Annotated in this window: 15 protein-coding genes; 6 read left to right on the plus strand and 9 right to left on the minus strand. The window is 56.2% G+C overall.

The annotated features are described in order from the left end of the window. Nucleotides 1-33: 33 nt before the first annotated feature. Together AC2FLA_RS14875 and AC2FLA_RS14880 are read left to right on the plus strand one after the other, a co-directional pair. The gene (locus AC2FLA_RS14875; RefSeq protein WP_496723223.1) at nucleotides 34-573 is read left to right on the plus strand and encodes an RNA polymerase sigma factor; all 540 of its coding nucleotides are present in this window, start codon (nucleotides 34-36) and stop codon (nucleotides 571-573) included. Next, nucleotides 570-2,498, plus strand: a complete 1,929-nt coding sequence (locus tag AC2FLA_RS14880; RefSeq protein ID WP_496723171.1) for a vWA domain-containing protein — start codon at nucleotides 570-572, stop codon at nucleotides 2,496-2,498. The genes AC2FLA_RS14875 and AC2FLA_RS14880 overlap by 4 nt, the downstream gene beginning before the upstream one ends. A 43-nt stretch (nucleotides 2,499-2,541) precedes the next feature. Here the strand turns inward: AC2FLA_RS14880 and AC2FLA_RS14885 are convergent, their stop codons facing one another. The 4 genes from AC2FLA_RS14885 to AC2FLA_RS14900 are packed head-to-tail and all read right to left on the minus strand — an operon-like array spanning nucleotide 2,542 to nucleotide 6,452. Then, nucleotides 2,542-3,192, minus strand: a complete 651-nt coding sequence (locus tag AC2FLA_RS14885; RefSeq protein WP_496723173.1) for an ABC-type transport auxiliary lipoprotein family protein — start codon at nucleotides 3,190-3,192, stop codon at nucleotides 2,542-2,544. Next, on the minus strand, nucleotides 3,189-4,505 hold the full coding sequence (locus tag AC2FLA_RS14890; RefSeq protein ID WP_496723175.1) for an MlaD family protein: 1,317 nt from the start codon (nucleotides 4,503-4,505) through the stop codon (nucleotides 3,189-3,191). Before AC2FLA_RS14890 ends, AC2FLA_RS14885 begins: the two co-directional genes overlap by 4 nt. Nucleotides 4,506-4,510: 5 nt before the next feature. Next, nucleotides 4,511-5,314: an ABC transporter ATP-binding protein gene (locus tag AC2FLA_RS14895; protein ID WP_496723177.1), complete on the minus strand. Its 804-nt coding sequence runs from the start codon at nucleotides 5,312-5,314 to the stop codon at nucleotides 4,511-4,513. Nucleotides 5,315-5,327: 13 nt separating this feature from the next. Continuing rightward, complete coding sequence (locus AC2FLA_RS14900) at nucleotides 5,328-6,452, minus strand: MlaE family lipid ABC transporter permease subunit (protein ID WP_496723179.1); 1,125 nt, start codon at nucleotides 6,450-6,452, stop codon at nucleotides 5,328-5,330. A 296-nt stretch (nucleotides 6,453-6,748) separates the two neighbouring features. Here AC2FLA_RS14900 and AC2FLA_RS14905 point away from each other — a divergent pair, with 296 nt between their 5' ends. The 3 genes from AC2FLA_RS14905 (at nucleotide 6,749) to AC2FLA_RS14915 (ending at nucleotide 10,975) form a co-directional block, all read left to right on the plus strand. Further along, nucleotides 6,749-8,281 (plus strand): sulfatase-like hydrolase/transferase, encoded by a 1,533-nt coding sequence (locus tag AC2FLA_RS14905; protein WP_496723181.1) that lies wholly within the window; start codon nucleotides 6,749-6,751, stop codon nucleotides 8,279-8,281. 130 nt (nucleotides 8,282-8,411) lie between these two features. After that, nucleotides 8,412-10,277: a PAS-domain containing protein gene (locus AC2FLA_RS14910; RefSeq protein WP_496723183.1), complete on the plus strand. Its 1,866-nt coding sequence runs from the start codon at nucleotides 8,412-8,414 to the stop codon at nucleotides 10,275-10,277. Further along, nucleotides 10,277-10,975, plus strand: coding sequence for a response regulator transcription factor (locus AC2FLA_RS14915; protein ID WP_496723184.1), 699 nt, complete (start codon nucleotides 10,277-10,279; stop codon nucleotides 10,973-10,975). The genes AC2FLA_RS14910 and AC2FLA_RS14915 overlap by 1 nt, the downstream gene beginning before the upstream one ends. Nucleotides 10,976-11,046: 71 nt before the next feature. On the opposite strand, the gene AC2FLA_RS14920 is transcribed toward AC2FLA_RS14915, so the two are convergent. The 5 genes from AC2FLA_RS14920 to AC2FLA_RS14940 are packed head-to-tail and all read right to left on the minus strand — an operon-like array spanning nucleotide 11,047 to nucleotide 20,585. Continuing rightward, complete coding sequence (locus AC2FLA_RS14920; RefSeq protein WP_496723186.1) at nucleotides 11,047-12,357, minus strand: HlyD family type I secretion periplasmic adaptor subunit; 1,311 nt, start codon at nucleotides 12,355-12,357, stop codon at nucleotides 11,047-11,049. Beyond that, a complete protein-coding gene (locus tag AC2FLA_RS14925; protein WP_496723188.1) occupies nucleotides 12,341-14,488 on the minus strand; it encodes a type I secretion system permease/ATPase in 2,148 nt (715 codons plus the stop codon). Before AC2FLA_RS14925 ends, AC2FLA_RS14920 begins: the two co-directional genes overlap by 17 nt. Continuing rightward, a complete protein-coding gene (locus AC2FLA_RS14930) occupies nucleotides 14,476-15,831 on the minus strand; it encodes a TolC family protein (RefSeq protein WP_496723190.1) in 1,356 nt (451 codons plus the stop codon). Before AC2FLA_RS14930 ends, AC2FLA_RS14925 begins: the two co-directional genes overlap by 13 nt. Before the next feature lie 2 nt (nucleotides 15,832-15,833). Beyond that, on the minus strand, nucleotides 15,834-16,640 hold the full coding sequence (locus AC2FLA_RS14935; protein ID WP_496723192.1) for a SapC family protein: 807 nt from the start codon (nucleotides 16,638-16,640) through the stop codon (nucleotides 15,834-15,836). Between the two features lie 60 nt (nucleotides 16,641-16,700). Then, on the minus strand, nucleotides 16,701-20,585 hold the full coding sequence (locus tag AC2FLA_RS14940) for an Ig-like domain-containing protein (RefSeq protein WP_496723194.1): 3,885 nt from the start codon (nucleotides 20,583-20,585) through the stop codon (nucleotides 16,701-16,703). A 156-nt stretch (nucleotides 20,586-20,741) separates the two neighbouring features. Here AC2FLA_RS14940 and AC2FLA_RS14945 point away from each other — a divergent pair, with 156 nt between their 5' ends. Continuing rightward, nucleotides 20,742-22,793: a dockerin type I domain-containing protein gene (locus tag AC2FLA_RS14945; RefSeq protein ID WP_496723196.1), complete on the plus strand. Its 2,052-nt coding sequence runs from the start codon at nucleotides 20,742-20,744 to the stop codon at nucleotides 22,791-22,793. The last annotated feature ends 13 nt before the right edge of the window (nucleotides 22,794-22,806 follow it).

Here is a 22,806-nt window from a genome sequence, read left to right on the forward strand (position 1 = left end):
CGATTTCGATCCGTCATACTCAGTGTGATGCGTATGAAAACATCGGATGAAGACTTGGCCAGGGCCGCTGCGGACGGGGACGTTGACGCGTTTGCGACCCTGTTGCAGCGCCATTACGACCGGGTCTTTCGTCTGGCTTTTCGTCTGACCGGACGGGCTGATCAGGCCGAGGATCTGACACAGGACATCTGTGCGGCGTTGCCCACCAAAATCGCGGGCTTCCGGGCGCAGGCCAAGTTCACGACCTGGCTTTATCGCGTTGTCGTCAACGCGGCCGAGGACGCCCGGCGTCGCCAGGCAAGTCACAGTCGCGCTGCCGCAGGGTGGGGTGATGTGGAGCAATTGCGACGGGCAGAAGCGACCGAGACGGCCCAAGCATTGGATTGGTTGAAGCGCGCCATGCGGTCTCTGCCACCCGAATTGCAAGACACTCTGGCCCTGACATTAGAGGATGAAATGACACACGCCGAAGCTGCTGCAGTTCTGGGCGTGTCCGAAGGCACCGTGTCCTGGCGCATGTCCGACATTCGCAAACGTCTGCGCGCCCTGCGACAAGAGGAATTGGCACAATGACCGATGATCTTGATGACTTCAAAGCCTTGATGGATGTCGCGACGCCGGCACCAGATGCCGAACGGCGGGCGAAAAACTTGAAATTGGCTCAGAAAAAATTTGCACTCAGCCAAGGATCGCATGCTGCGGTGCGTCCGACTGTTAAGCGAGGCCCAATGGCCCGCATGACAGAAGGAGCGAAATCCATGTTGAATGCCTTGTCTCATCGCGGCGCCCTGACCGCCACAACCGCAATTGCCGCCGTTGCGCTGATCATGTTCGTGCCGCAGTCCCGCGACATCGTTGTGCAGCCCCTATCGCGCAGTGAAAGCCCTGCGCCCGCACCCGAAGCAGATTCTGCCGCATTGGAAGATCTCGTCGTTGAGGCCCCGGTCGTAGTTGAAGAGTATGCCGCGCCCGTGCGATCCAAAGCGGCCGCCCCTCAGCAAGGCGTTTCGGGCTTGGTTGCTGAAAACACTGCGCGACTTGGCATCACTTCGGGCGATGCCACTCATATGATGGTTGAACCAGAGGTGGGAATTCTGCCCTTCCCGGATACCGAGGCGTTTTCAAACGCTGAAGCCAATCCTCTGAAAGTCACCAATGAAGAGCCTGTTTCCACCTTTTCAATTGACGTCGATACGGCCTCCTATTCGATCGTCCGGTCCTCTCTTATGCGCGGTCAGCTTCCACCCAAGGATGCCGTCCGTGTCGAAGAGATGGTAAATTATTTTCCTTACTCGTATCCCGCACCAGAAGGGGACGCGCCGTTCCGGCCGACGATCACAGTAACACCGACGCCTTGGAATGAGGGTACTCAGCTTGTGCATGTCGGTATCCAAGGGGCATTGCCGCAGATTGAGGACCGACCGCCGCTTAATCTGGTCTTTCTGATCGATACCTCGGGATCGATGCATGATGCCAACAAACTACCACTGTTAAAACAATCGTTCCGTTTGATGTTATCGGAGCTGCGAGATGAGGACGAGGTCTCGATCGTGACTTATGCCGGTAGCGCAGGGCAGGTTCTGGAACCCACCGCGGCCGTGGAACGTGACAAAATCCTCGGCGCGCTCGACCAGTTGGAGGCAGGCGGTTCGACCGCAGGTCAGGCCGGGTTGCAACAGGCATATCAGGTAGCCGAAAGCATGAGCGCCGACGACGAGGTTACGCGCGTCATCCTGGCAACGGATGGCGACTTTAATGTTGGCTTTTCTGATCCTGATGCGCTGAAAGACTTTATAGCAAATAAACGTGACAGCGGTACGTTTCTGAGTGTTTTGGGTTTTGGTCGGGGTAATCTGGACGATGCCACGATGCAGGCACTTGCCCAGAACGGAAACGGACAGGCCGCGTATATCGACACGCTGAGCGAGGCGCAAAAAGTCCTGGTCGACCAGTTGACCGGCGCATTGTTCCCAATCGCAAACGACGTCAAAATCCAGGTTGAGTTCAACCCGTCACAAATCGCCGAATATCGCCTTATCGGATACGAGACGCGCGCGTTGCGTCGGGAAGATTTCACCAATGACAAAGTTGACGCCGGTGATATTGGAGCAGGCCACTCGGTCACGGCGATTTACGAGGTCACGCCCGTTGGTTCAGACGCCATCCTGAACGACCCGTTGCGCTATGGTGCCCAAGCGGTGCGCGATGGTTCGGATGAGATCGGGTTTTTCAAGCTGCGTTACAAAATGCCGGGATCTGACCAGAGTCAGTTGATCGAACAGGCCATTGCGGCGACGCAGGGCGATGCTACAGACGATGTCCGCTTTTCCTATGCCATCGCCGGATTCGGGCAGTTATTGCGCGGTGCAGAGTATCTGGGGAACTGGTCTTACGACGATGCGATCGGATTGGCAAACGCTGCGCGTGGTGAAGATCCCTTTGGGTACAGGGCCGAAGCTGCCACGCTCATGCGGCTTGCGCAAACGTTGTCACGGTAACAGCGGGCAATGGGGCGCTGCGTTGGGCAGCGCCCGTGTCCCGTCAATACGATCTTTGGTTGTTGGCCGCATGTGTGTTGATCCGGCGCACGCTCCACTCTACGGCGTCGCGCATGGTCTTGCCCAAAGCATCATCAAAGGCTCTTACAAGATCAGGCGTCGCATCGCTGGTAGAGGCAACAACTTCCCGAAATGAACTGGACGCGATGATCTTGTCTTCGAACTCATCGATGATCTTGATGTTCATGCGCACTTCGACGCGGATGGTTTTTGTCCCTTCGACATCACTGACGACGAACCCCTGAAATTCGCGCAGGTCCGGAACGATGACATAATCGGCGCGCAGGCCCACGGTTGAGCGACCAACAGCGGCCACCTTGCCGCTGTTTTCATAGCTTTCGACCAACAGCGCCTGTACGATAAGCGGTGCACGGTCGACCCATCTGGCACGCGGTAGGTATTGCACCTGCAATGGTGTTGGCTGAATAGCGATCTGATCGGTATTAACCGCCGCCGTTGCTGTCGGTTCCTGTACAACGATTTGTTTCTGGACGCGCGGCAACGAAGACGAAAAGGTGCTTTTCGGCGTTAAAAGATACAGGTCGTTTGGCTTGGATGCCTGCCTCAGCGTGTCCAACCCGGTGCACGCGCCCAGCGACGTCAACACCAGAACTAAAAGAAACAGCCTGATCATTGGCGAAACTCCGAAGCTTGGGTTCCCAGTAAGAAGCGTGCCGGGTCACGTTCGACTTTGTCCACCAGCCGATCCAGGCTGATCACCAGTCGTTGCGACTCTTCTATGAAACGTGTGAATTGCGGCAGGCCGACGCGGAGGAAGTCGGACAATTGCCGTCGATTGTCCTGGACGATACCGTCGATGGTGCCCAGCAACTCGGACGCCGATCGCGATGCGTTGAGGATATCGGCCGAAATCTCGTCCAGCTTGCTTGTGACATTAGACACTGTCGAGGCGACCTGATTGGCCGCATTGCGGATATCATCCATGACTGCGCCAACGTCCTTGTTGATGACCTCATTGGCCGAGTCAAAAGCGCGTTCTGCAGAAGCTAATGTGGTGTTTGCTGTATCCATCGCTGCCGTGATCGACCCCAGTGTTTTGTTTGCATTCACAAAGGTCTCGGTCGCGGTCGCCAAGGCAACGCTGCCTTCGTCGGACAGGCCGGTCAGGCGTTCTGCCAATGTTGAGGCTCGATCGATAAATGGTTTCACGTCGTCCTGTATTATGCGATCGGCCGATTCAATTGTTGTCTTGGCGCTGTTCAGTGTTTCCGTTGCGGACTCGGATGCAGTTTTTACGCTTTTGAGTGTGTCTGTCCCTGTCGTCAGAGTGGTTTCGGCTGTGTCGGCCAATTTATCAAGCCGCGTTGTAAAGTTGCCCAGTTGCTTGGCTGCGCCGCCAAGGTCGGTGGACAAGCTTTCGAAATCTGTCAGCGTTTTGTCCAGCCTACCGGATGCAGAAGCCAGGTTGTCCAATATTTCGCTGACGGATTTGCGGTTCTTGTCGTCAACGACCGAATTCAGACTCTCAAGCAGGGTAACCGCCTCATCCAAAACTTTCGGGGCACCTTCGAACAAGGATTGAATCGCGCTGCGCTTGCTTTTGATTACGCTGTTTTCCGGCAAGGGTTTGTCACCGCTCTTGCCACCCGTCAGCTCAACATAACTTACGCCTGTGACACCCAGAGATTGTAGCTGCGCGATGGTATCTTCGGTGACGGGTATGTCGGCATCTACTTCAAGCTTAACGCGCACCTTTGACGGATCGTCCTCGTCCAGGTTCAACGAGATCACTTGACCAACGGGCAAGCCATTGAAACTTACGCCACCTGCGGAGGAGAGGCCCGATACGTTTTCGAACAATACGTCGTAATATGCGTATTGGCGCGACACCTCAAATTTCGCGAGCCATAGGAAAAACCCGAAGGCACCAAGGATGCCCGCGATTGTGAACGCGCCAATCAGGATATAGTTTGCCCGGGTTTCCATAGCCTTTACCTGTCCTGCCCCTTCTCTTGCGCCGCGCGGGCCCGGGGGCCGGTGAAATACTCTTGAACCCAAGGATGGTCGACTTTGGTCATTTCTTCAATCGGACCTTCAACCAGAACCCGTTTTTCTGCGAGCACTGCGACCCTATCGCAAATGGCATAAAGACTATCCAGGTCATGTGTGACCATAAAGACGGTCAAGCCTAAAGCATGCTGCAATTCACCGATCAACTCGTCATACGCAGCTGCGCCGATCGGGTCGAGGCCGGCGGTTGGCTCGTCCAGAAATACGATCTCGGGGTCCAAAGCCAAGGCGCGGGCAAGGGCGGCGCGTTTGCGCATCCCGCCGGACAATTCGGAAGGCAATTTCCCGCAACTCAGTTGCGGCAAACCGACAAGGCTGATCTTCAGGTTACCAAGTGCGCACATCAGGCTTTCGCTCAGCCCTGTATGTTCGCGCAGCGGAGCCATCACGTTCTGCAAGACCGTCAGCGAGGAAAACAATGCCCCATCCTGAAAGGCAACGCCCCAGCGACGCTCAATCCGGCGGCGTTCCTGTTCCGGGCCATTCAATACGTCGACACCCAGCACCTCAATGCTGCCCGCCGCGGGTCTGTTCAGGCCGACAATCGTGCGCAGCAGAACCGATTTGCCGGTTCCCGATCCACCGACGATCCCCAGAACTTCACCACGCCACACATCCAGATTCAGATTCTGATGTACAACTTGAGGCCCGAACTGGTTTGTAAGATTGCGAACGCGGATAACCGCTTCGCGTTGAGCGTCGGTATTAGATGTCTGTTCAAGCATCGTGCCGTCCACCTCAGACCTCCATCACCGAAAAGAAGATCGAGAACAAAGCATCCAAAGCGATCACCAGAAAGATGGATTGCACAACCGAAGCCGTGGTTCGTTGCCCGACGGATTGGGCAGACCCCTTGACCTGCATGGCCTGCCAACAAGCAATTACGCCGATGACCAAAGCAAAGAAGGGGGCCTTGATCATGCCAATTGCGAATTGCCAAATACCGGTGTTCTCTTTCAGGCGTGTGACGAACATACCGGGGCTGACACCCAGATCAATCCAACTCATCAATCCGCCGCCGATCAGGGCGGCAAGGTCGGCGATGAAGCCAAGGATCGGCAGCATGATCAACAGGGCAACAACACGCGGGATCACCAACACCTCGATTGGGTCCAAACCCAATGTGCGCATTGCGTCGATCTCTTCCTGAACCTTCATCGAGCCAATCGAGGCGGTAAAAGCCGAGCCTGAACGCCCAGCAACGATGATCGCTGTCAGCAAAATGCCGAGCTCACGCAAAACTGAGATCGAAATCAGTTCGACCACGAAAATCTCGGCGCCGAACTGCTTTAGCTGGGTCGCGCCCTGAAAGGCCAGTACGACGCCGATCAGGAACCCCATAAGGGCAACGATCGGGATGGCCTTGAGTCCGGTCTCTTCCATTTGCGAGACCAAGGCCGCTTTGCGCAGACGGCGCGGCATTAGAATTGTACGGACAAGGCGATGCAGCGTCAGACCCAGGAAGCCCAGCAGGGAAAGCATGTCTTTACCAGCTTGCGCTGTGCGTTCCCCGACGCTGGCGACCCAATCAGTGAAGCTGCGGCGTTCTGCCGCCACGCCGGGGTCATCCGGTATGTTTTCCGCCACGGTTTCCAAAAGCGCGGAATGGGCGGGCTTTAGCCCTTCATAATGTACGGTCGCGCCACTTGCCTTTGCGCGCCGTGCAACATCGGCAATCAGCCATGCGCCACCGGTATCCAGTGCTCCGACCTTCGAAAGATCGACAGTTAGTTCGTTACTGTCAGCGCGAAACCCTTCAAACGCCTTTTCGACCGTGTCCAGGGATTGAGTCACCAGATCACCCGAAACACGCAGGTAAACGCCGTTGGCGTCACGGTCCGACTGTATCACTGGCTGCGTCATGAGCGTATGTGATGGCAAAGGACATTGACCTGCAACGGATTTTTGCGAACTGCCTTGTATTTCTTGCCGTTCAATTGCGTCGAGGTGACATTGGCAGGCACTAAAACAGCAGTTGTCTGCGGGGTGGCTCTCAATTGGACCTGCTGCTGCAAGGACGTTTCAATTTATTCTTTTGTTTCCAGTGGTAGGGCGTGCAGAGAGAAAGTCCGAAGGCTCGTGACTCAGGTGTTGCCGGGCTCTGCGAACCACGGCAGAGTTCGCTCTGGCGCCACTGACGTGGAATCAGGGAGAGCGAAATGCGGCACGCTAAGAATGTTTTGTTCATCATCATAGATCAGTTGCGCGCCGACTGTCTGAACGGCACTTTAGCGGCCCATGTCGATCTGCCAAACCTGCGTGCATTCATGGACGAGGCGGTGACGTTTGACCGGCATTTTTCGGTGACCAACCCCTGTGGCCCTTCGCGTGTGTCAATCCTGACCGGGCAATATGCGATGAACCACCGGTCTGTTCGCAATGGAACCCCGTTGCGGCATGATACCCCGAACATCGCGACCGAAATGCGCAAAGCCGGCTATCTGCCCATGCTGTTTGGATACACGGATACATCCGCCGACCCTAGGGTTCATGACCACAACGATCCGATCCTGAAATCCTATGAACACCCAATGGCTGGGTTTCATGAGGTCCTCGAAATGCGGTTGGAGGAATCCTATCCTTGGCGCGGACATCTGATGCAAAAGGGTTATGCGTTCGAAGACTACTGGGATGTTCACAAGCCGGTCGCGCCGGATGGGGTTGATCCCCGGTTGAATGACCCGGCGATGTATCGGGCTGAAGACAGTGATACAGCCTTTCTGACGGATGTGTTTCTGAACAGCATGGCGCCTTATGTTGGCAAAAACTGGTTTGCCCATCTGACCTATATTCGACCTCATCCGCCTTTGGTCGCCCCGGCACCCTACAACGATATGTATGACCCAGCGACCTTGCCCCGACCCGAAGGGTTCTCTGATCCGTTGGATGAACGGGCGATGCACCCGTTTATTGGCCCGACAATCGACAATACGTCAGCCGGTGATTTTGTTCTGGGCTTTGACGGGGTTGAGACGACGCTTGAAAACATCCAAACGCTGCGCGCAGTTTATCTGGGCCTTGCGACCGAGGTTGACCATCACATCGGGCGTGTCGTCCAGTTCCTGAAGGATAGTGGCCAATACGACAACACCATGGTTGTCATCACTGCGGATCACGGAGAGATGCTGGGCGACCGACACAGCTGGGGCAAGATGGCGGTCTTTGACGCCGCCTACAAAACACCATTGATGATCAGGTTGCCGGACAATCAACCGCAAGCCGGTTCGGTGGTCTCGGTACCGACGGAATCCATCGACATAACGCCGACGATTTTGGATTGGGTCGGCCAGCCGATTCCGAATTCCATGGACGGCCGGTCGTTGCTGCCGCTGTTGCAAGGGCAAATCCCCGACGATTGGCGCACATATTCCTTCAGCGAATTGGATTTTGCCGAACCCGAGCAGCCAACAATCTGGCAGCAGGTTTTGGGGACGGGTAACAGCGATTCGTGCCTTGGCATCCTGAGAGATGAGCGTTTCACGCTGGTCGAGTTCGCCGCAGACCTTCCGCCCATGCTGTTTGATCAGCAGGATGGTGGAGAATTGCGGAACAAAGCAAATGACCCCGAATATATGCCGGTCTTGATGCGCCTATCCAGACAAATGTTGCGCCATCGCATGCAAAATATGGATCATACACTGTCCCTAGATTCCATTACTGCGGATGGTCCCAAGACCAAATCCAGGTATTGAACGCAAAATTTGTGCGACCCGTTTTTCCAACCTGTCGCGCTGTTGCCCTCTACACCTGTAACAGATCCAGTGTTACGCATGTGCCGCGGGGAGGATGGATTTGGAAATAACCGAGCAACAGATAAAATCCATGACGACGGCTGGTCTGAATCTGATCGGCCAGGCCCTGTCAATTTATGACAGCCAGCTTCGGCTGGTGGTCAGCAATCGACCGTTTCAGACGATGTTCGATTTGCCGGACCATCTTGTCCAGCCCGGCGCGTTGTTCAGTGACACAATCCGACACCTCGCATCCAGTGGCGAATACGGCGATGTCGATGATGTCGAAGCGGCTGTCGATCTGCGTGTCAATCAAGCTCTGACCTTCGAATCTCACTATATCGAACGTGTTCGGGCCAATGGCCAGGTCATATCGGTCGAAGGGGCCCCTCTGCCCAAAGGCGGATGGGTGGCGGTCTACACAGACATCACCAATACCAAACAGGCTGAGGCGCTGTTGCGCGCCCGTTCCGAGGAGCTGTCTGGTCAATTGCTTGACCGGGCAGAGGAGCTGTCAGCAGCGAACAGAAAACTGGCGGCAACAAATTCGGCGCTGGAAGAAGCCAAGCGCCAATTGACCGAGATCGAAGCGCGCACCCGCATGACGACCGAGATGATGCCGGCCCATATTGCACATCTGGATGCCGAAGGCCGTTACGATTACTCCAACCGGCGGCTAAACTCGGTCATGCCAGGTCGCCCGTCCGAGATTTTGGGTATGCATATTTCTCAGGCATTGGGATCTGCCGCTTTCACACGCGTCCAGGCGCATCTGAAAAAGGCCTACGCCGGGGAAACCTCTGTTTTTGAATTTACCGAAGATCAGGATTCCAGGCGCATTCGCGTATCCTTCACACCTGATGGCGAAGGTGGTGTTTACATCATGTCCGTCGACATCACCGAGGAAACGCAGGCGCGTGTCGCGCTGCAACAGACCCGCCGTCGCGCGATGGCCGCACAGATGACGAGTGGGTTGGCACATGATTTCTCGAATTTGTTGACCATTATCTTGGGCATGCAGTCTCGGCTGGAAAAGATGGATTTGCCGGAAGACGCCCGTGAGCTGATCGACGCGACCAAGCAGACAGCGCGCAGAGGCGGACAATTGCTGAACCGGATCGCCGACATGACGGGCAACAGGACACCTCAACCCAAAGCGACGGACATGCGCGGGTTGCTCGAGGATTTGCGCATTCTGGCCTCTCCATCCTTGCCGCGCGGAGTTGGCTTGTCGGTGGTCAATGCGTTGCCGGACAAAGCCCTTATGCTGGATCCTGGGATGGTTCAGGACGCCTTGCTGAACCTGGTTTTGAATGCGCGCGATGCTTGTGGTGAAACCGGTCAGATTACAATCAGCGCCCACACAATCGGTGAGATATGGACGGAAATAGCAGTGTCAGACACTGGCCCCGGGTTTTCGAAAGATGCGTTGGAAAAGGCGTTGAACCCGTTTTTCACAACCAAAGGCGACAAAGGGTCGGGTCTTGGTCTGCCGATGGTCTACGACACCGTCAAGCTGGCCGGGGGCGACCTGAGTCTGCGCAACACCCCGTCTGGTGCGTCGGTCATTTTGCGATTGCCTTACCGTGCGGCCCCGCCGGTACAGGAGGGGTTGGTTCTGTTGGTCGAAGACAGCAACGATCTGCGCAGTCAGTTCCGCGAAATGTTGGTCGACATCGGGTTTGCAGTGATTGAGGCGACGTCTTGTGACGAAGCCATCGCCCTGGCAAAAGATGTCAAAGACATTGCTTTGGTGCTGTCCGATATTCGCCTTGAAGGACAGGAGACGGGTTTGGATCTTTTGGCAAAACTGGAGCCCGCCTTGCCCCGTATCCTTATGACATCCTTGCCTTATTCCGATCCGTTGTATCGCGAGGCGCTGAAACGTGCGCCGGTGCTGCGGAAACCTTTCACCCGGGCGCAACTGTCCGCCCTGATCCGTGACGAGGCTGCCTGATGACCCAACCGCTGGTGACCATCGTCGATGATGAGCCCGAGATACGGCGCATTCTGACCGACGCGCTTGAAGAAGCAGGCTTTCGCACCCAGAGCTTTGCGCGCGCGCGGGAATTCGAAGCGTCGCTCAAGCGGGTCACGCCGGACGTATGTCTGGTTGATTTGTCACTGCCGGATACGGACGGGTTGGCACTGGTCCATCGGCTGGCGCTGGAGCAGGGGGCTTCGGTCATCATCATATCCGGTCGTGCTCAGGTTCAGGATCGTGTCACCGGTTTGGAACTGGGGGCGGATGACTATATTACCAAGCCATTCGACCCGGCCGAAGTTGTGGCGCGCATTCGGGCGCGGTTGCGGTCCCCCAAGGCGCAGACCGCACAGTCTGACGTGGCGCGTTTCAACGGTTGGACGGCTTATTTTGATCGCTACATCCTAGAAGACGGATCCGGCGCCGAGACCCCGTTCAGTCATGCAGAGGGAGAAGTTCTGAGGCTGTTTCTGGAAAGTCCCAAGCGATTGATCAGCCGCTCTCAGATGCAAGATACCCTGGGTGGCGCTGCCGGCGACAGTTTTGATCGTGCGATGGATGTCAGAATTTCCAGGTTGCGGACCAAATTGGGCGAAGACCCAAAAAACCCTCGCCTGATCAAGACAATTTATGGCGCCGGATATATATTTTTGGGTGATGTTGAATGGTAAGCACGGGTCAAAACGACGCCCTGCCGCGTTAATACTTGAGGCACCAGTCTGTCGTTTGACGCTGCGCTTTATTATTCGCGCAGAGCGCGATCCTTGATCTTGATCACGGGTTGCAAAAGGTAGTCCATAACCGTTTTCTTGCCTGATAAGATATCCACTTCGGCAATCATCCCGGGGATGATCTCGACGGCAACGCCGCTTGCGTCCAGAATAGCGTGACGTGTCTGGATTTCGATGACGAATACTTCTTCATCATTACGTTCGGGCCTTGTCACCGTGTTCGCGCCTATGCGGGTGATCTCACCATCCAGCGCGCCGTAACGCGCAAAGTCATAGGCCGTAATTTTCACCTTAACGGGCTGGCCTGCGTGCAAAAACGCGATATTTTCTGGGCGAACATAGGCCTCGACCAGAAGCCTGTCGTCTAGTGGAACAATCTCGATCAGCTCTTCACCGCTGCGCGCCAAACCGCCAATTGTTGTCCGGTGAACGCGATTTACGATTCCCCGCACCGGTGATCTGATCTGTGCGCGATCTGCGCGGTCTTGCAAGGCCGGCAAGGACGGCCGAAGTGCTGAGAGTTCGGCTGTCGAGACCGCAAGGTCGGTCAGAGCTGCGCTCCGGAACCTGCTATGTGCGGCTTGAATACGATCGTCGATTTCTTCCAGTCCGGTTTTCAACCTGTTGGTCACTGCAACTGCACGAACCTTGCGTCCCTCCCATTCAACAGAACTGCGGCGCAGCGACAAAAGCGTTGTCGCAGGCTCCATCCGTTTTTCCACCAAGGGGGTCATGATGGCACGTTCTTCGGCCAGAATCCCAAGCGTCTCTTCGGCTGTTACCTGGTCTACTAATCCTTCCTCATACTCGCGGTGGCGCTGCTGACGCTGCCGCTCCAGAATGGCAACTTCAGCAGCCAGTTCCGCCTGACGACCCTGATACAAAGCAGTTTCGGATCTGACGACTTCTGGCGCGCCTTCAATCAGCTTTCCTGAGAAGGTAAGCTGGGTGCCGTCAATCTCTGCCTGCAATCGTTGGGCACGAGCCATTAATCCATACGCGCGCTGTTGTTCCTGGCTCAACTGACTGTCGATTTGCGTTGTGTCGAACTCCATCAACAGTGTTCCCTTGTCGACAACCAACCCTTCCGCGACGTGCAAGGATTGCAAAACTCCGGGTTCTGTTGCCTCGATCAACTGGACGTCCGCCGACGGCACAATCCGGCCATCCACGCGCGTCACGTCGTCCAGTTCCGTCATATAAGCCCAAAGCCCGGCGGAGACGAGACAGGCAATGATAACAAGCAACAGGAGAGATCCCCCCAACGGAGATTTCCCCCGCATTTCTCTTGCCATCATGGCAAGGTCAGGATGCCGCGACATTCAGATGCCTCCCTGTTGCGCGCGCGTGCTGGGTCAGCATGCTTTTTGGGCCGTCTGCGCCGACCCGGCCGCGTTCGATCACAATGACCCTGTCGACCAGATCAAGCAGGCTGGTCCGATGTGTGACGATAACCATTGTGGCGTCATTGGTTTCTTGCTTCAGACGCTTGATAACTTCGGCTTCGGTCTTCACGTCCATTGCACTGGTCGGCTCATCCAACAGCAACACTGGTGGGCGTCCAATCAACGCGCGGGCAAGAGCGATGGCTTGACGCTGGCCGCCCGATATTCCTTCGCCACGTTCTGCCAGTTGTTGGTCATAGCCGTTGGGGCATTGCGCGATAAAATCTTCAACCCCGGCCACCTGGCCCGCTCTGATCAAATCTTGATCCCTGGGCCGGATCGCGCCGCTGGCAATGTTTTCGCGAATTGAGCCGGAAAAAAGCCAAACGTCCTGCAAAACTGAACCGACATTGTGACGTAGGTCGCCAGGGTCAATCTGACGGATATCGACCCCATCCAGCATTACCGAACCGGTTCTCGGTTCGAATAAACCGAGCATCAAACGCGCGATGGTGCTTTTCCCAGATCCGATCGCGCCCAGAATGGCAACTTTTTCACCCGGGTTTATGTCGAAAGAGACACCTGAAAGGGCATCATCGGCTTGTTCGGGATAGGCAAAATGCACATCTTTGAATGAAATGCGGCCTCTAACATGCGGTCGACTGATCCAGTTGCGCCCTTCGGGCCGCTCATTTTCTGCCTGCATCAATGCGTTCAGATTTCGATACGCGCTGCGCGCCTGGTTCACACGTGTGAGTGTCTGGGCAAGCTGCCCCAATGGCGCCAGCGCGCGTCCAGTCAGCATTACCGACGCGATTAACGCACCCATACTTGCCTGCCCTTCAGTGATCAGGAAAACGCCGAAGAAAACAATCAGGACTTGCGCCGCCTGTTGCGTGAAGCCCGTCAGATTCAATGCGAACTGGGTAACTGTTCGGCTGCGGACTCCATGCGAGGACTGCCGCTCGATAGCATCTTCCCATCGCGCCCGCATTTGTTTTGCCGCTGCAGTTGTTTTGATGGTCTCAAGGCCAGAAACCGTCTCGACTAGAACGGATTGTTTTGACTGACCGTCCGCAAAACTTTTTTCGGCCAAACGCGATAACATTGGTTGCACTGCCAGGCCCGCAATCAAAACAATCGGAACGGCGAGGGCAGGTATCAGCGCCAGGGGTCCACCAACGAGGTGAATGACCAATATAAAGAGGGCGATGAAGGGCAGGTCCACGAGGGCGACCAGAGTTGCCGACGTAAAAAACTCGCGCAGAGTTTCAAATTCTCGGATCGTGCTGGCCATTGCACCGGTCGATCCGGTCCGCGATTTCATTTTGATGTTCAAAACCTGGTCAAAAACGCGCCGCCCCATAAACATGTCGGCCTTTTGCCCGGCCCGATCAATAAAGCCGGCGCGTAAGAGTTTGAGGGCGAAATCGAAAGAAAGGGCAAGACCAACCCCTGCGGTTAGTGCGATAAGGGATTCCGTCGCTTCATTCGGAAGGACCCTGTCATAGACGACCATGATGAAAACGGATGTGGAAAGGCCCAGGAAATTTGCTACCGCCGCGGCAAGCACCACTTGCGCATAGGACCAGCGGTTTGCCAACATGGCCGACCAAAACCAATGCCCGGAAGCGGACTTGTTTCGACCCTGCGTTTCCTCATTGTGGCTGCGCCGAAACAATAGTGCGTAACCGGTGTAGCGATTCCCTATAACTGTTTCTTCAACCTCTCCGATGCCTTCACCCATCTCAGGGTCAAAAATCAGAAGAAGGCCACTCTTGGTACGACCATGAAACACAACTGCTTTTTCGTCCTCCAACAGAAAAATTGCTGGGACCAGTGAGTCATCGAAATCCACAACTCTTCGCGACCCAAACCCTGCCTGCAACCCGGCATGGCGGGCCACTTCAATTGCATCGCGCTGGGTCAAATGGCCTGTTGTACCGGATTGCGCAGCGTGAAATGCCCCGACCGTGAGTGAGCGATCAAGATGCGCGGCGACGTGCAGCAGGCAGGTTTCCAACGGAGAAAGCTCTTGCTTAGGTGTCAAAGGTTTCAACGCGGCCATGAATCTTCACCTGTGTTTGCAATTGAAATACCGAGATAATCCAGGATGTCCCCGGTCAAACTGAGGGCTGCGTAGTTTGTGAGGAAGAAGCTTTGTTCCGCCAAAATCAGCCTTTGCTGTGCGTTCACATAATCTCGCTGGGCATCCAGTATCTCGACCAGGCTGCGTCGACCGATGGTGAATTGGGCCCGTGCAGCTTCCACGCTTTCGGCGTTGGCCTGGGCAGCCAAACGAGCCGCTTGCAGGCGAACCGCACCTGCGTCCTGATCTGATCGGATGAACTCTAACTCGCGGCGGATTTCTCGAATTAACGTCTCGCGGGCGAATTCGGCCTCTTTTACCTGAGCTTGGGCAGCAGCAATGGCGGCCCTACGTTGACCGGTGCTGTCCAGTTCATAGTTAACGGACAGGTCGACACCGAAATTGGCGTCATTGCTGTCATCGCGATCTGCAAAAGCCGCGATCTCTACACCTGGCTGCCGTCGCGCAATGGCTGCGGTTTGCTCGGCCTTTGCGACGACCAAGGCGGCATTCGCGCGTCGTACTTGTGGGCTGTCCAAAACGATTTCCGAATCCGTTCTGGTCAGCTTGGGTGCCGCGACTGGAGCGGTAAGTGCCCCCGGTGGGCGTCCGAAGACTTCCTGGTACTGTGCCTCTGCCCTGTCTGTCCGAGCTTCTGCATCGGCAAGCTGCGTACGCGCGTCTGCCATACGCGAGCGAGCAGTCAAAACGTCGGCACTTGACCCCACGCCCTGTGCGCTGCGTTCAGTGATCTGGCGCAAGATCTCGGCGTGTACCTCAACGTTCTGGGCCGAGATTTCCAGGATCTTTCGCCGATCAAGGACCACAACATACGCTTCGATCGCGGCAAGGGCCAGCGCCGCTGCGGTTTGCAACTGACCGCCCCGGCTTTCGAGGACGCGAGCCTGAGCCGCAGCCAGTTCGCCCGACGCAGCACCTCCGTCATAGACGAGTTGCGAAACGCGCAGATACGGGGTGAAATCTGCAATATCGGAATTCACACGCTGGGATCGCGCATTGATGCCCATTGATACGCGAGGAAGGAAAGCACCTTTGGCCGCATTTTCGTTGGCGCCTGCGATTTCCAGTCGTGTCGCGCTTTGCGCGAGGTTTGGGTTGGTTTCGACAGCTGCACGCACCCGTTGACCAAATTCGCTTTGCGTCAGGCGTGGAATGGGGGGCTGCGCGCCAGCCCCAACAGAACCTGCTGACAGTGAAACTTCTACGCCCGTAAGGTCAGGCGGAGGTGCGCAAGCCACCATTAATGGAATACACAGACAGGCAAGGTACTTCAGGCCAGAGTTGCAGCAGATCAGAGGCATATTCACACCTCACCGGTCACTAAAAGTTCGTCATTATGCGCGTGTGCCATGGCGGTAAGGAAACGCGAAATGTCTGAATTTTCGGTATATTGGTTTTGAAGTTTTGGCTTCGCCAGCTGCTCTTGTGCCTGCGACAGCCAAGAAATGTGTGAAAGTGACACCTGATGGGCGTGCAGCACTTGAATTGCACCGACATCGAACAATGCAAGTTTCTCTGTCTGCGAAAGAGCCTTCAGGCGTCGGACATCCAGGACCAGATACCCCTTCGGCAGCGCGACGTTTTCGTAGCTTGTCATTTGTTCGAAAAGACCCATCCCCTGAATGACGTTACACACGGACCGAATGTCCTTGGCCGATGCCTCTCGTGCTTGGATAAATCCGAGGATGTTTGAAAGTTCATCGGTCAACTCACCAGCATCGGTAAAGAACGGTTCGTCCTCCGGAGTGTCGGTGACCAGACCAGAAGATTCATCGACCAGAAGTTGCGGCTCACAATCCGTATTACTCGACAAACCCGCTTCAAAGGGCGGGCACCGCAACGCGGACGGAATGTAGGCGGCCAACCATCGGCCATCGTCGGACACAAAGGGGGTTGGCGCGTCGGCGTTCAATGACAGCAGTGCTACAGGTACAATTTTCCCCTTGGTTTCGCGAAACATTATCGGATACGAGGCCGCGACGAGGAGGATCTCTTTCTCGACAATCGAGCAAGCCTGCTGGGTTTCCGCAAAGTGGTAAGATGAAAAACGCTTCCAGTATTTGTCACCGTGCCGCTCATATGTGACTGGAAACAGGCCGTTCTCTGCCATGTTTGATCCTTTGGTGTATGGAGTGGCTGCCGGTCGAAAAACCGGCAGTCCGTGTTTTGATCAGGCCGTTGCTCCGGTCGGGTCGGCGATCAGGATATTGTCCGCGCTCAGACCGCTCAGATCGTCTAACCCTGAGAAATGCGCCATGGTTTCAACAGTGGCTGCAGTCGGTGCTGAATAGTCCACTTTGACAAGAACGCTGTCGTCTCCATCTGTCGCGAGTACGTAGATTTCGTCACCCGCCTGAAGCCCCGTCAAACTTTCGACGGCAGTTTCAATTGTATTGGTCGACAGGTCGGCCAGAACTGTGGTCAAGCCGATGACGCCTGTGTTTGCACCAACCGCGCTGCCTACATTTAATGTCTCAACGTCCGTGCCATCGCCGCGCAAAGTAGAGTGATCGAGGCCACTGAACATCAACGCATCTGCCACATCCGCTGCCGCGCCGAGTGAGAAGCCGGTGATCGTGTCCACACCGTTGGCCGCTGGGGCGGCTTCGAACACAACTACGTCTCGACCCGCGTCCGAGACATTGATGGCGTCGTCGCCGTCCTGACCACGAACAAAGCTGTCCACATCGCTGGCAACCAGAGTGTCATTTCCATCAGTGCCAATTATGACGGTCGTCGGACCCCCATCCGGGGTGGTAAGCGAAAATTCAACCTGTTTGCTGGGGTCCTGAACGGTCATGGTGAATGTCACCAGAGGTTGGTTCAGATCCGTAAAGCTGGTCGCGACACCCGCAAAGTTGACCACAGAGCCCCCAACTGGGTTGGACAGATACAGACCGAAAGCCCCATTCCCAACATCGGATCCTGCGTCGAATGTCACAACTGACGGATCAAATCCCAACTCAATCGTCATCGCTAGCCCGCTGGAAACGTCGCGGTCAGCGTCTGCGAAGATTTGGTACGTGACCGTCGAACCGCTCCGACCCGCTTCTGCAATGACATATGCGCCAGGTACATGCGCCGTTGCCTCACCAGTTGCCGGTAACGGATCAGGACCGCCTGAAACCGTGGCCTGAGCCTGAAAGTTCAGATCATCACCTGCTGAAATCCCTGTAAAATCCGACGCTGGAACCGTAAGCGACCAGGTGCCATCGGCTGCGACAGTGGCGGTGCCGACCGAGTTACTGTTGAGTGTTACGTTCACCGCTTGGCCAGCGGTGAGGCCAACGGATGTTCCAGACACAACAACACCGGAATTCTGCGCGTCGCCGAGTGAAACTGAGCTGTTCGTCCCTACAGAATTCAGATCTAACAGCGGTCGGAAATCCGTAGCGAGCGTTGTGGTCGCCGGGCTGGCGCTGTTGCCGGCCTGGTCACTGACCGTTGCCGAAACGGGGAAATTTGTACTGTCCGCCAACCCGGAAAGATCCGCTGCAGGTACAGTGACCGACCAAGTGCCACCAGTGGCGACACCGGTATATGGTTGACCATCCAGCATGACGGTGACTATTTGCCCTTCTTCCGCCGATGTCGCCCCGGAAATGGACAGATCGCTACCCCTTTCGGAGACGTCCAGAACCGATCCGACAGCCAGAGGGTTGATCGTCACGGTTGGTGCTGTGAAGTCTGTTCTAAATCCATCACTCGCGCTCGCGTTGTTACCAGCCGTGTCTGAAACCGTCGCATTCACACTGTAAATTTCGTCGTCTTGCAGGGCATTTAAGCCGGCCGCCGGCGAAACCAACGTCCAGGTGCCGCCACTGACCGTAGTGGTATTGCTCAGGTCTACAGTGCCATCTGCCCTGACGATTTCCACGGTGATGGTGGTGCCGTCCGGGGCATCCGATGTGCCTGAGACCGTCAGATCCGTGCCGCGTTCCGCCAAGTTCATGACCGGGCCGTCGGACAAATTGGTGATGGTGATGGCATGAGGTGAGAAGTCAGTGTCAAAGCTGCCGGTTGCCTGCAGCGCCGGGTTTCCGGCTGCATCTATCACGTCTGCAGTTACCGGGATTGTTGCGCCATCGGACAGTGCCGCCAAATCTGCTGCGGGCACAGTCGCGCTCCAGACTCCGCCAGAGACGGTGCCCGTATAGTCCTGACTGTTTAACGATACGGTTACGGTCTGCCCGTCCTCTGCATTAGTTGACCCGGTGATTGTCAGGTCCGTATCACGCTCAGCGGCATTCAGGACGGCACCATCAGAGAATCCGTCGATGGTCAGGGTCGGGGCAGTGACGTCCTTGGATACGGGTGCACTCGCCTGACTGGCTGTGAAGCCGTCCGCATTGGATACATCTGCGGTGATGGTGAACGCGCCCCCATCTGCCAATGCTCCTAGGTCGGCCGCTGGGATGGTCACTGACCAGCTGTTGCCGGATACTGCGCCGGTGTAACTCTGGCCGTCCAGCATGACTGTTACTTGCTGCCCGTCTTCCACGTTCCCGGCAATTCCCGAAACCATCAAATCCGAACCGACATCTGCCGCGTTCACAGCGGACCCAACCGATAGCGGCGATATGGAAATTGCGGGGCCAGTCAGATCCACCGGAACCGAGGCTGTTGCCGGAACCGAAGTGTTTCCTGCTTCATCGCTGACAACGACCGTTACCGACACCGGAGTACCTGAGGGCAGATTTGCAAGATCAGCGGATGGAACAGTGACGCTCCAACTACCGTCGGAGACGGTTGTCAAATAGGTCTGCCCGCCGAATTCGACCATAACTGTCCGGCCATCAGCTGCGGTTGTCGATCCGCTCAGCGCCATATCGTTCTGAACGTCAACCAATTCGATTTTGTCGACGGGGAGAGGATCCAAGGTAACAGTCGGCGCCGTAAAGTCTGTCTCAATGCTGTCACTGATCTGTGCTGCCGGGTTCCCCGCCATATCTGAAACATCTGCGTTCAACACGATGGTTTCGCCATCCGGCAACGCGGCAAGATCGCTGGCAGGAACAGTGACGGCCCATTGACCGTCGGTCACAGTACTAGAGTATGTTCCGCCGTTCAAAGTAACCGTCACGGTCTGACCGTTTTCCGCGTTTGTCGTCCCGGAGATGGTCAGATCCGTTGCACTCTCTGCCGCATTTATGACCGCACCGTCCGACAAACCGGAAATTGTCAAAGTAGGGGGGATTGTGTCGATGCTGTAGGACACGGTCTCGGCCGAAAGTTCTTGCCCGCCGCCGTCCAGGTGGCGAACCGTGACGTTTTGAACACCTTGTGGCAGACTGGCCGCTTCGACGGCTGTCAGTGAAATACTCCAACTTCCATCGGGATTGAGTGGCACGGACTTGACCAAAGACCCGATCGTAAGTTCCACTGTTTCGGTTCCATCCGGGACCCTGATATTAGCCTCTGTGCTGCTGAGCGCCGTGGATTGTGCCTGCGCGAGGTTCAAAACCTGAGGCGGTGCAGGCGGCGCGGGTTGAAAATCACCATCGTCTCCACCGCCGCCACCGCCGGCCCCCGCCGCGGCGGCGCCAGCCAGTCCCAATCCGCCCAATGCAGCCCCGACGCCACTAATGCCGCCGCCCGCCGCGGCGGCACCACCTGCTTCGGCAGCCAGGCTGAATTGCGCAATTTCACTCACGACATTTTCGGCGATCATGATTGCGCCACTGTCCAGAACCTGAACGTTTTCCGCGGCGACAATCATCGAACTGCCATCAATCATCTTCAGCAGAACATCCCCGTTTTTCAGCAGCTTCACTGACTGAACGCCGGGAATCGTTTCTGCAAACTGATAGGCGTAAAGCTCTTCTATAGTCGCCTGCGCCAAGGCGGGTAGCGCCATGAGCGTCGAACCAAGCCCGCCGGCAATACCGCGCCCAACCCAGCGTCGCATTTTGCCATCAATCCACCGGCGAATGTGGTCCTTGCGACCATTGTCTGATCCGGGTTCTGCAGTTTTGGCTTTGGGATCATGTTCTTTGGTCATCTTACCCTCACATGTGATGTCTGCGTCCGCCTGGGTGGGCCAGGTTTTGTTCATCAGTCTTTCGCGTTTGTGACTCATGCGGTCGGACCAGGAAAAATTGTGTTAAACTGAAACCGAACTCCTCGTTTTCACCACAATTCCGCTTTGGTATCGGGCTGGGCATCGGATCATCCTGCAGTCATTGCCAAGTTTGGCGTGGGGTGATTTGGTATGATGCTTCAGTTCGAAAGCGTGGTTGCAACAGGGAGCGCAGCGCTCGATTCAGGTATCCGTGATACGGCTTTAAAAACGCTTAACGGGGCCACGTATCTGTACAGTTTGACCGGCCCCGGAGGCGGTGTTGCGGTCTGGAAGCTTGTTGATGGCGCTGTGCCGCAACTGGTCGATACCGAGTATTTCAGTGGTTCGATCACGTTTCAGGTGGGCAGCATCGGAACACCGGTCTCATTTGGTGGTGGTAATCAGCTCGTTTTGGATATCGACACTGCAAATGGGCTTGTGGGATATGATTTGAACGCGGATGGGACCGTTGGATCCTTGCGGGAAACCGGGACATTGACTGGCGGCGGTGACATTTCGGCCCTGGTGAAACTGTCGACCGGGTCCGGCGATCTGCTGATGATGGCGCATGAAGATACCGGGCGGATTGTCACCTATACCGTGAACGGGGACGGCACGTTGACGTCCTCGGGCGTGATCGTGGCACGATCTGATTCGATGCAGTCATTGAGCCTTGGCGCAGACAACTTTGTTATTGCGGCCGACGGGGCCAGCAACACTGTCTCGACCTACAGGGTTGATGGGGGAACTGCAGCCATAGCAGTGGTAGACAACAGAGAGGTCCTGACGACTTTGGGAATTGCTGCGCCCACGGCGGTCGAAGTGATACAGGCATATGGCAAGTCCTGGGTGGTGGTCGCGGGGGCTGAAAGCAACTCTCTCAGTGTGATGGAATTGGCCGCCGATGGCCGTCTAATCCCAACCGATCATGTCCTGGATTCGCTGCACACACGGTTCGAGTCGGTTCAGGGTCTTTCAGTGGTTGAGGTCAATGGGCATGTGTTTGTTGTCGCGGGCGGTGGCGATGATGGAATAACCTTGTTCGCCATGACGCCCGGCGGACAATTGGTGCATTTGGACAGTTTTGCCGATACGCTCCAAAGCGGTTTGCAGAATGTGGAGTCGTTCAGCGTCGCGCAGGTCGGTGATGAGTTGCAGATTCTGGTCGCGTCGCAACAGGATGCGGGGCTGACCCAACTTACGGTGGATGTCGCGGATCTGGGCGTCGTGCGTAGTGGCCTGGAAACCGTTAACGGGACCGTCGGTAACGATATACTCAGCGGCAATATCCTTCCGACGACCCTTATTGGTGGGGCCGGGGATGACATATTGATTGCGGGTTCGGCCGCGACCACAATGACGGGCGGGTCCGGTGCCGACATCTTTGTCATGCAATACGGAGCGGAAACCACCACAATCACGGACTTTCAGGCCGGTATCGACCGGTTGGACACATTCGACTATCCGCTGCTCAGAACGCCCGGACAGTTGACTTTTACCGTGACGGCACAAGGCGCTCGGATTGAATACTTCAACGAGACGATAAACGTGAATTCCGCCACTGGTGGTCCGCTGACCAGTGCTCAGGTATTTGGCGCGGGTTTTGGCGGCCCCGATCACATTCCCGTCGATTTCGGCGATTTCGGGGGGCTTGAGCCGGGCAGTTCCGATGGGGTTTTAGGGGATGTCTCAATCAATTCAGAAACCGCCAACCCCAGCCTCAGTGACGCTGAAATCAGCTTCACCCCAAATGGCGGAGCCACAATCAGTGCTCGTGCAGACAGCAATGGGCGGTTCGATTTGAATTTACCGTCCGGCACTTTTGAGGGCGAGTTCGACGTCATCAAGACCTATTCTACCGCAAGCAAGGACATCAACGCATTGGACGCGCTGCAGGTTTTGCGGATCTCGGTCGGTCTGGACCCGACATGGGGGCCAGCCTCGCCTGAGAACTTGATCGCGGCAGATTTCAACCGAGATGGTTCGGTGAATGCGCTCGATGCATTGTCGATTCTGCAAGTAGCAGTCGGACAGCCGACTGCCGTTCGCCCGGAATGGGTTTTCATCGACAGTGACGCGGACCTTTCAGGGATCACGCGCACCGATGTTTCTTATGATACCGGGGCCAATGTGGTGGCTGTGGATGGCGTGATTGCCTCCGACATGACCTCAATCCTGCTGGGCAACCTCGAAGCGCCTTAGTGCGCCCGGGCGG

The organism is Ruegeria sp. CDSA033 (genome assembly GCF_059612305.1).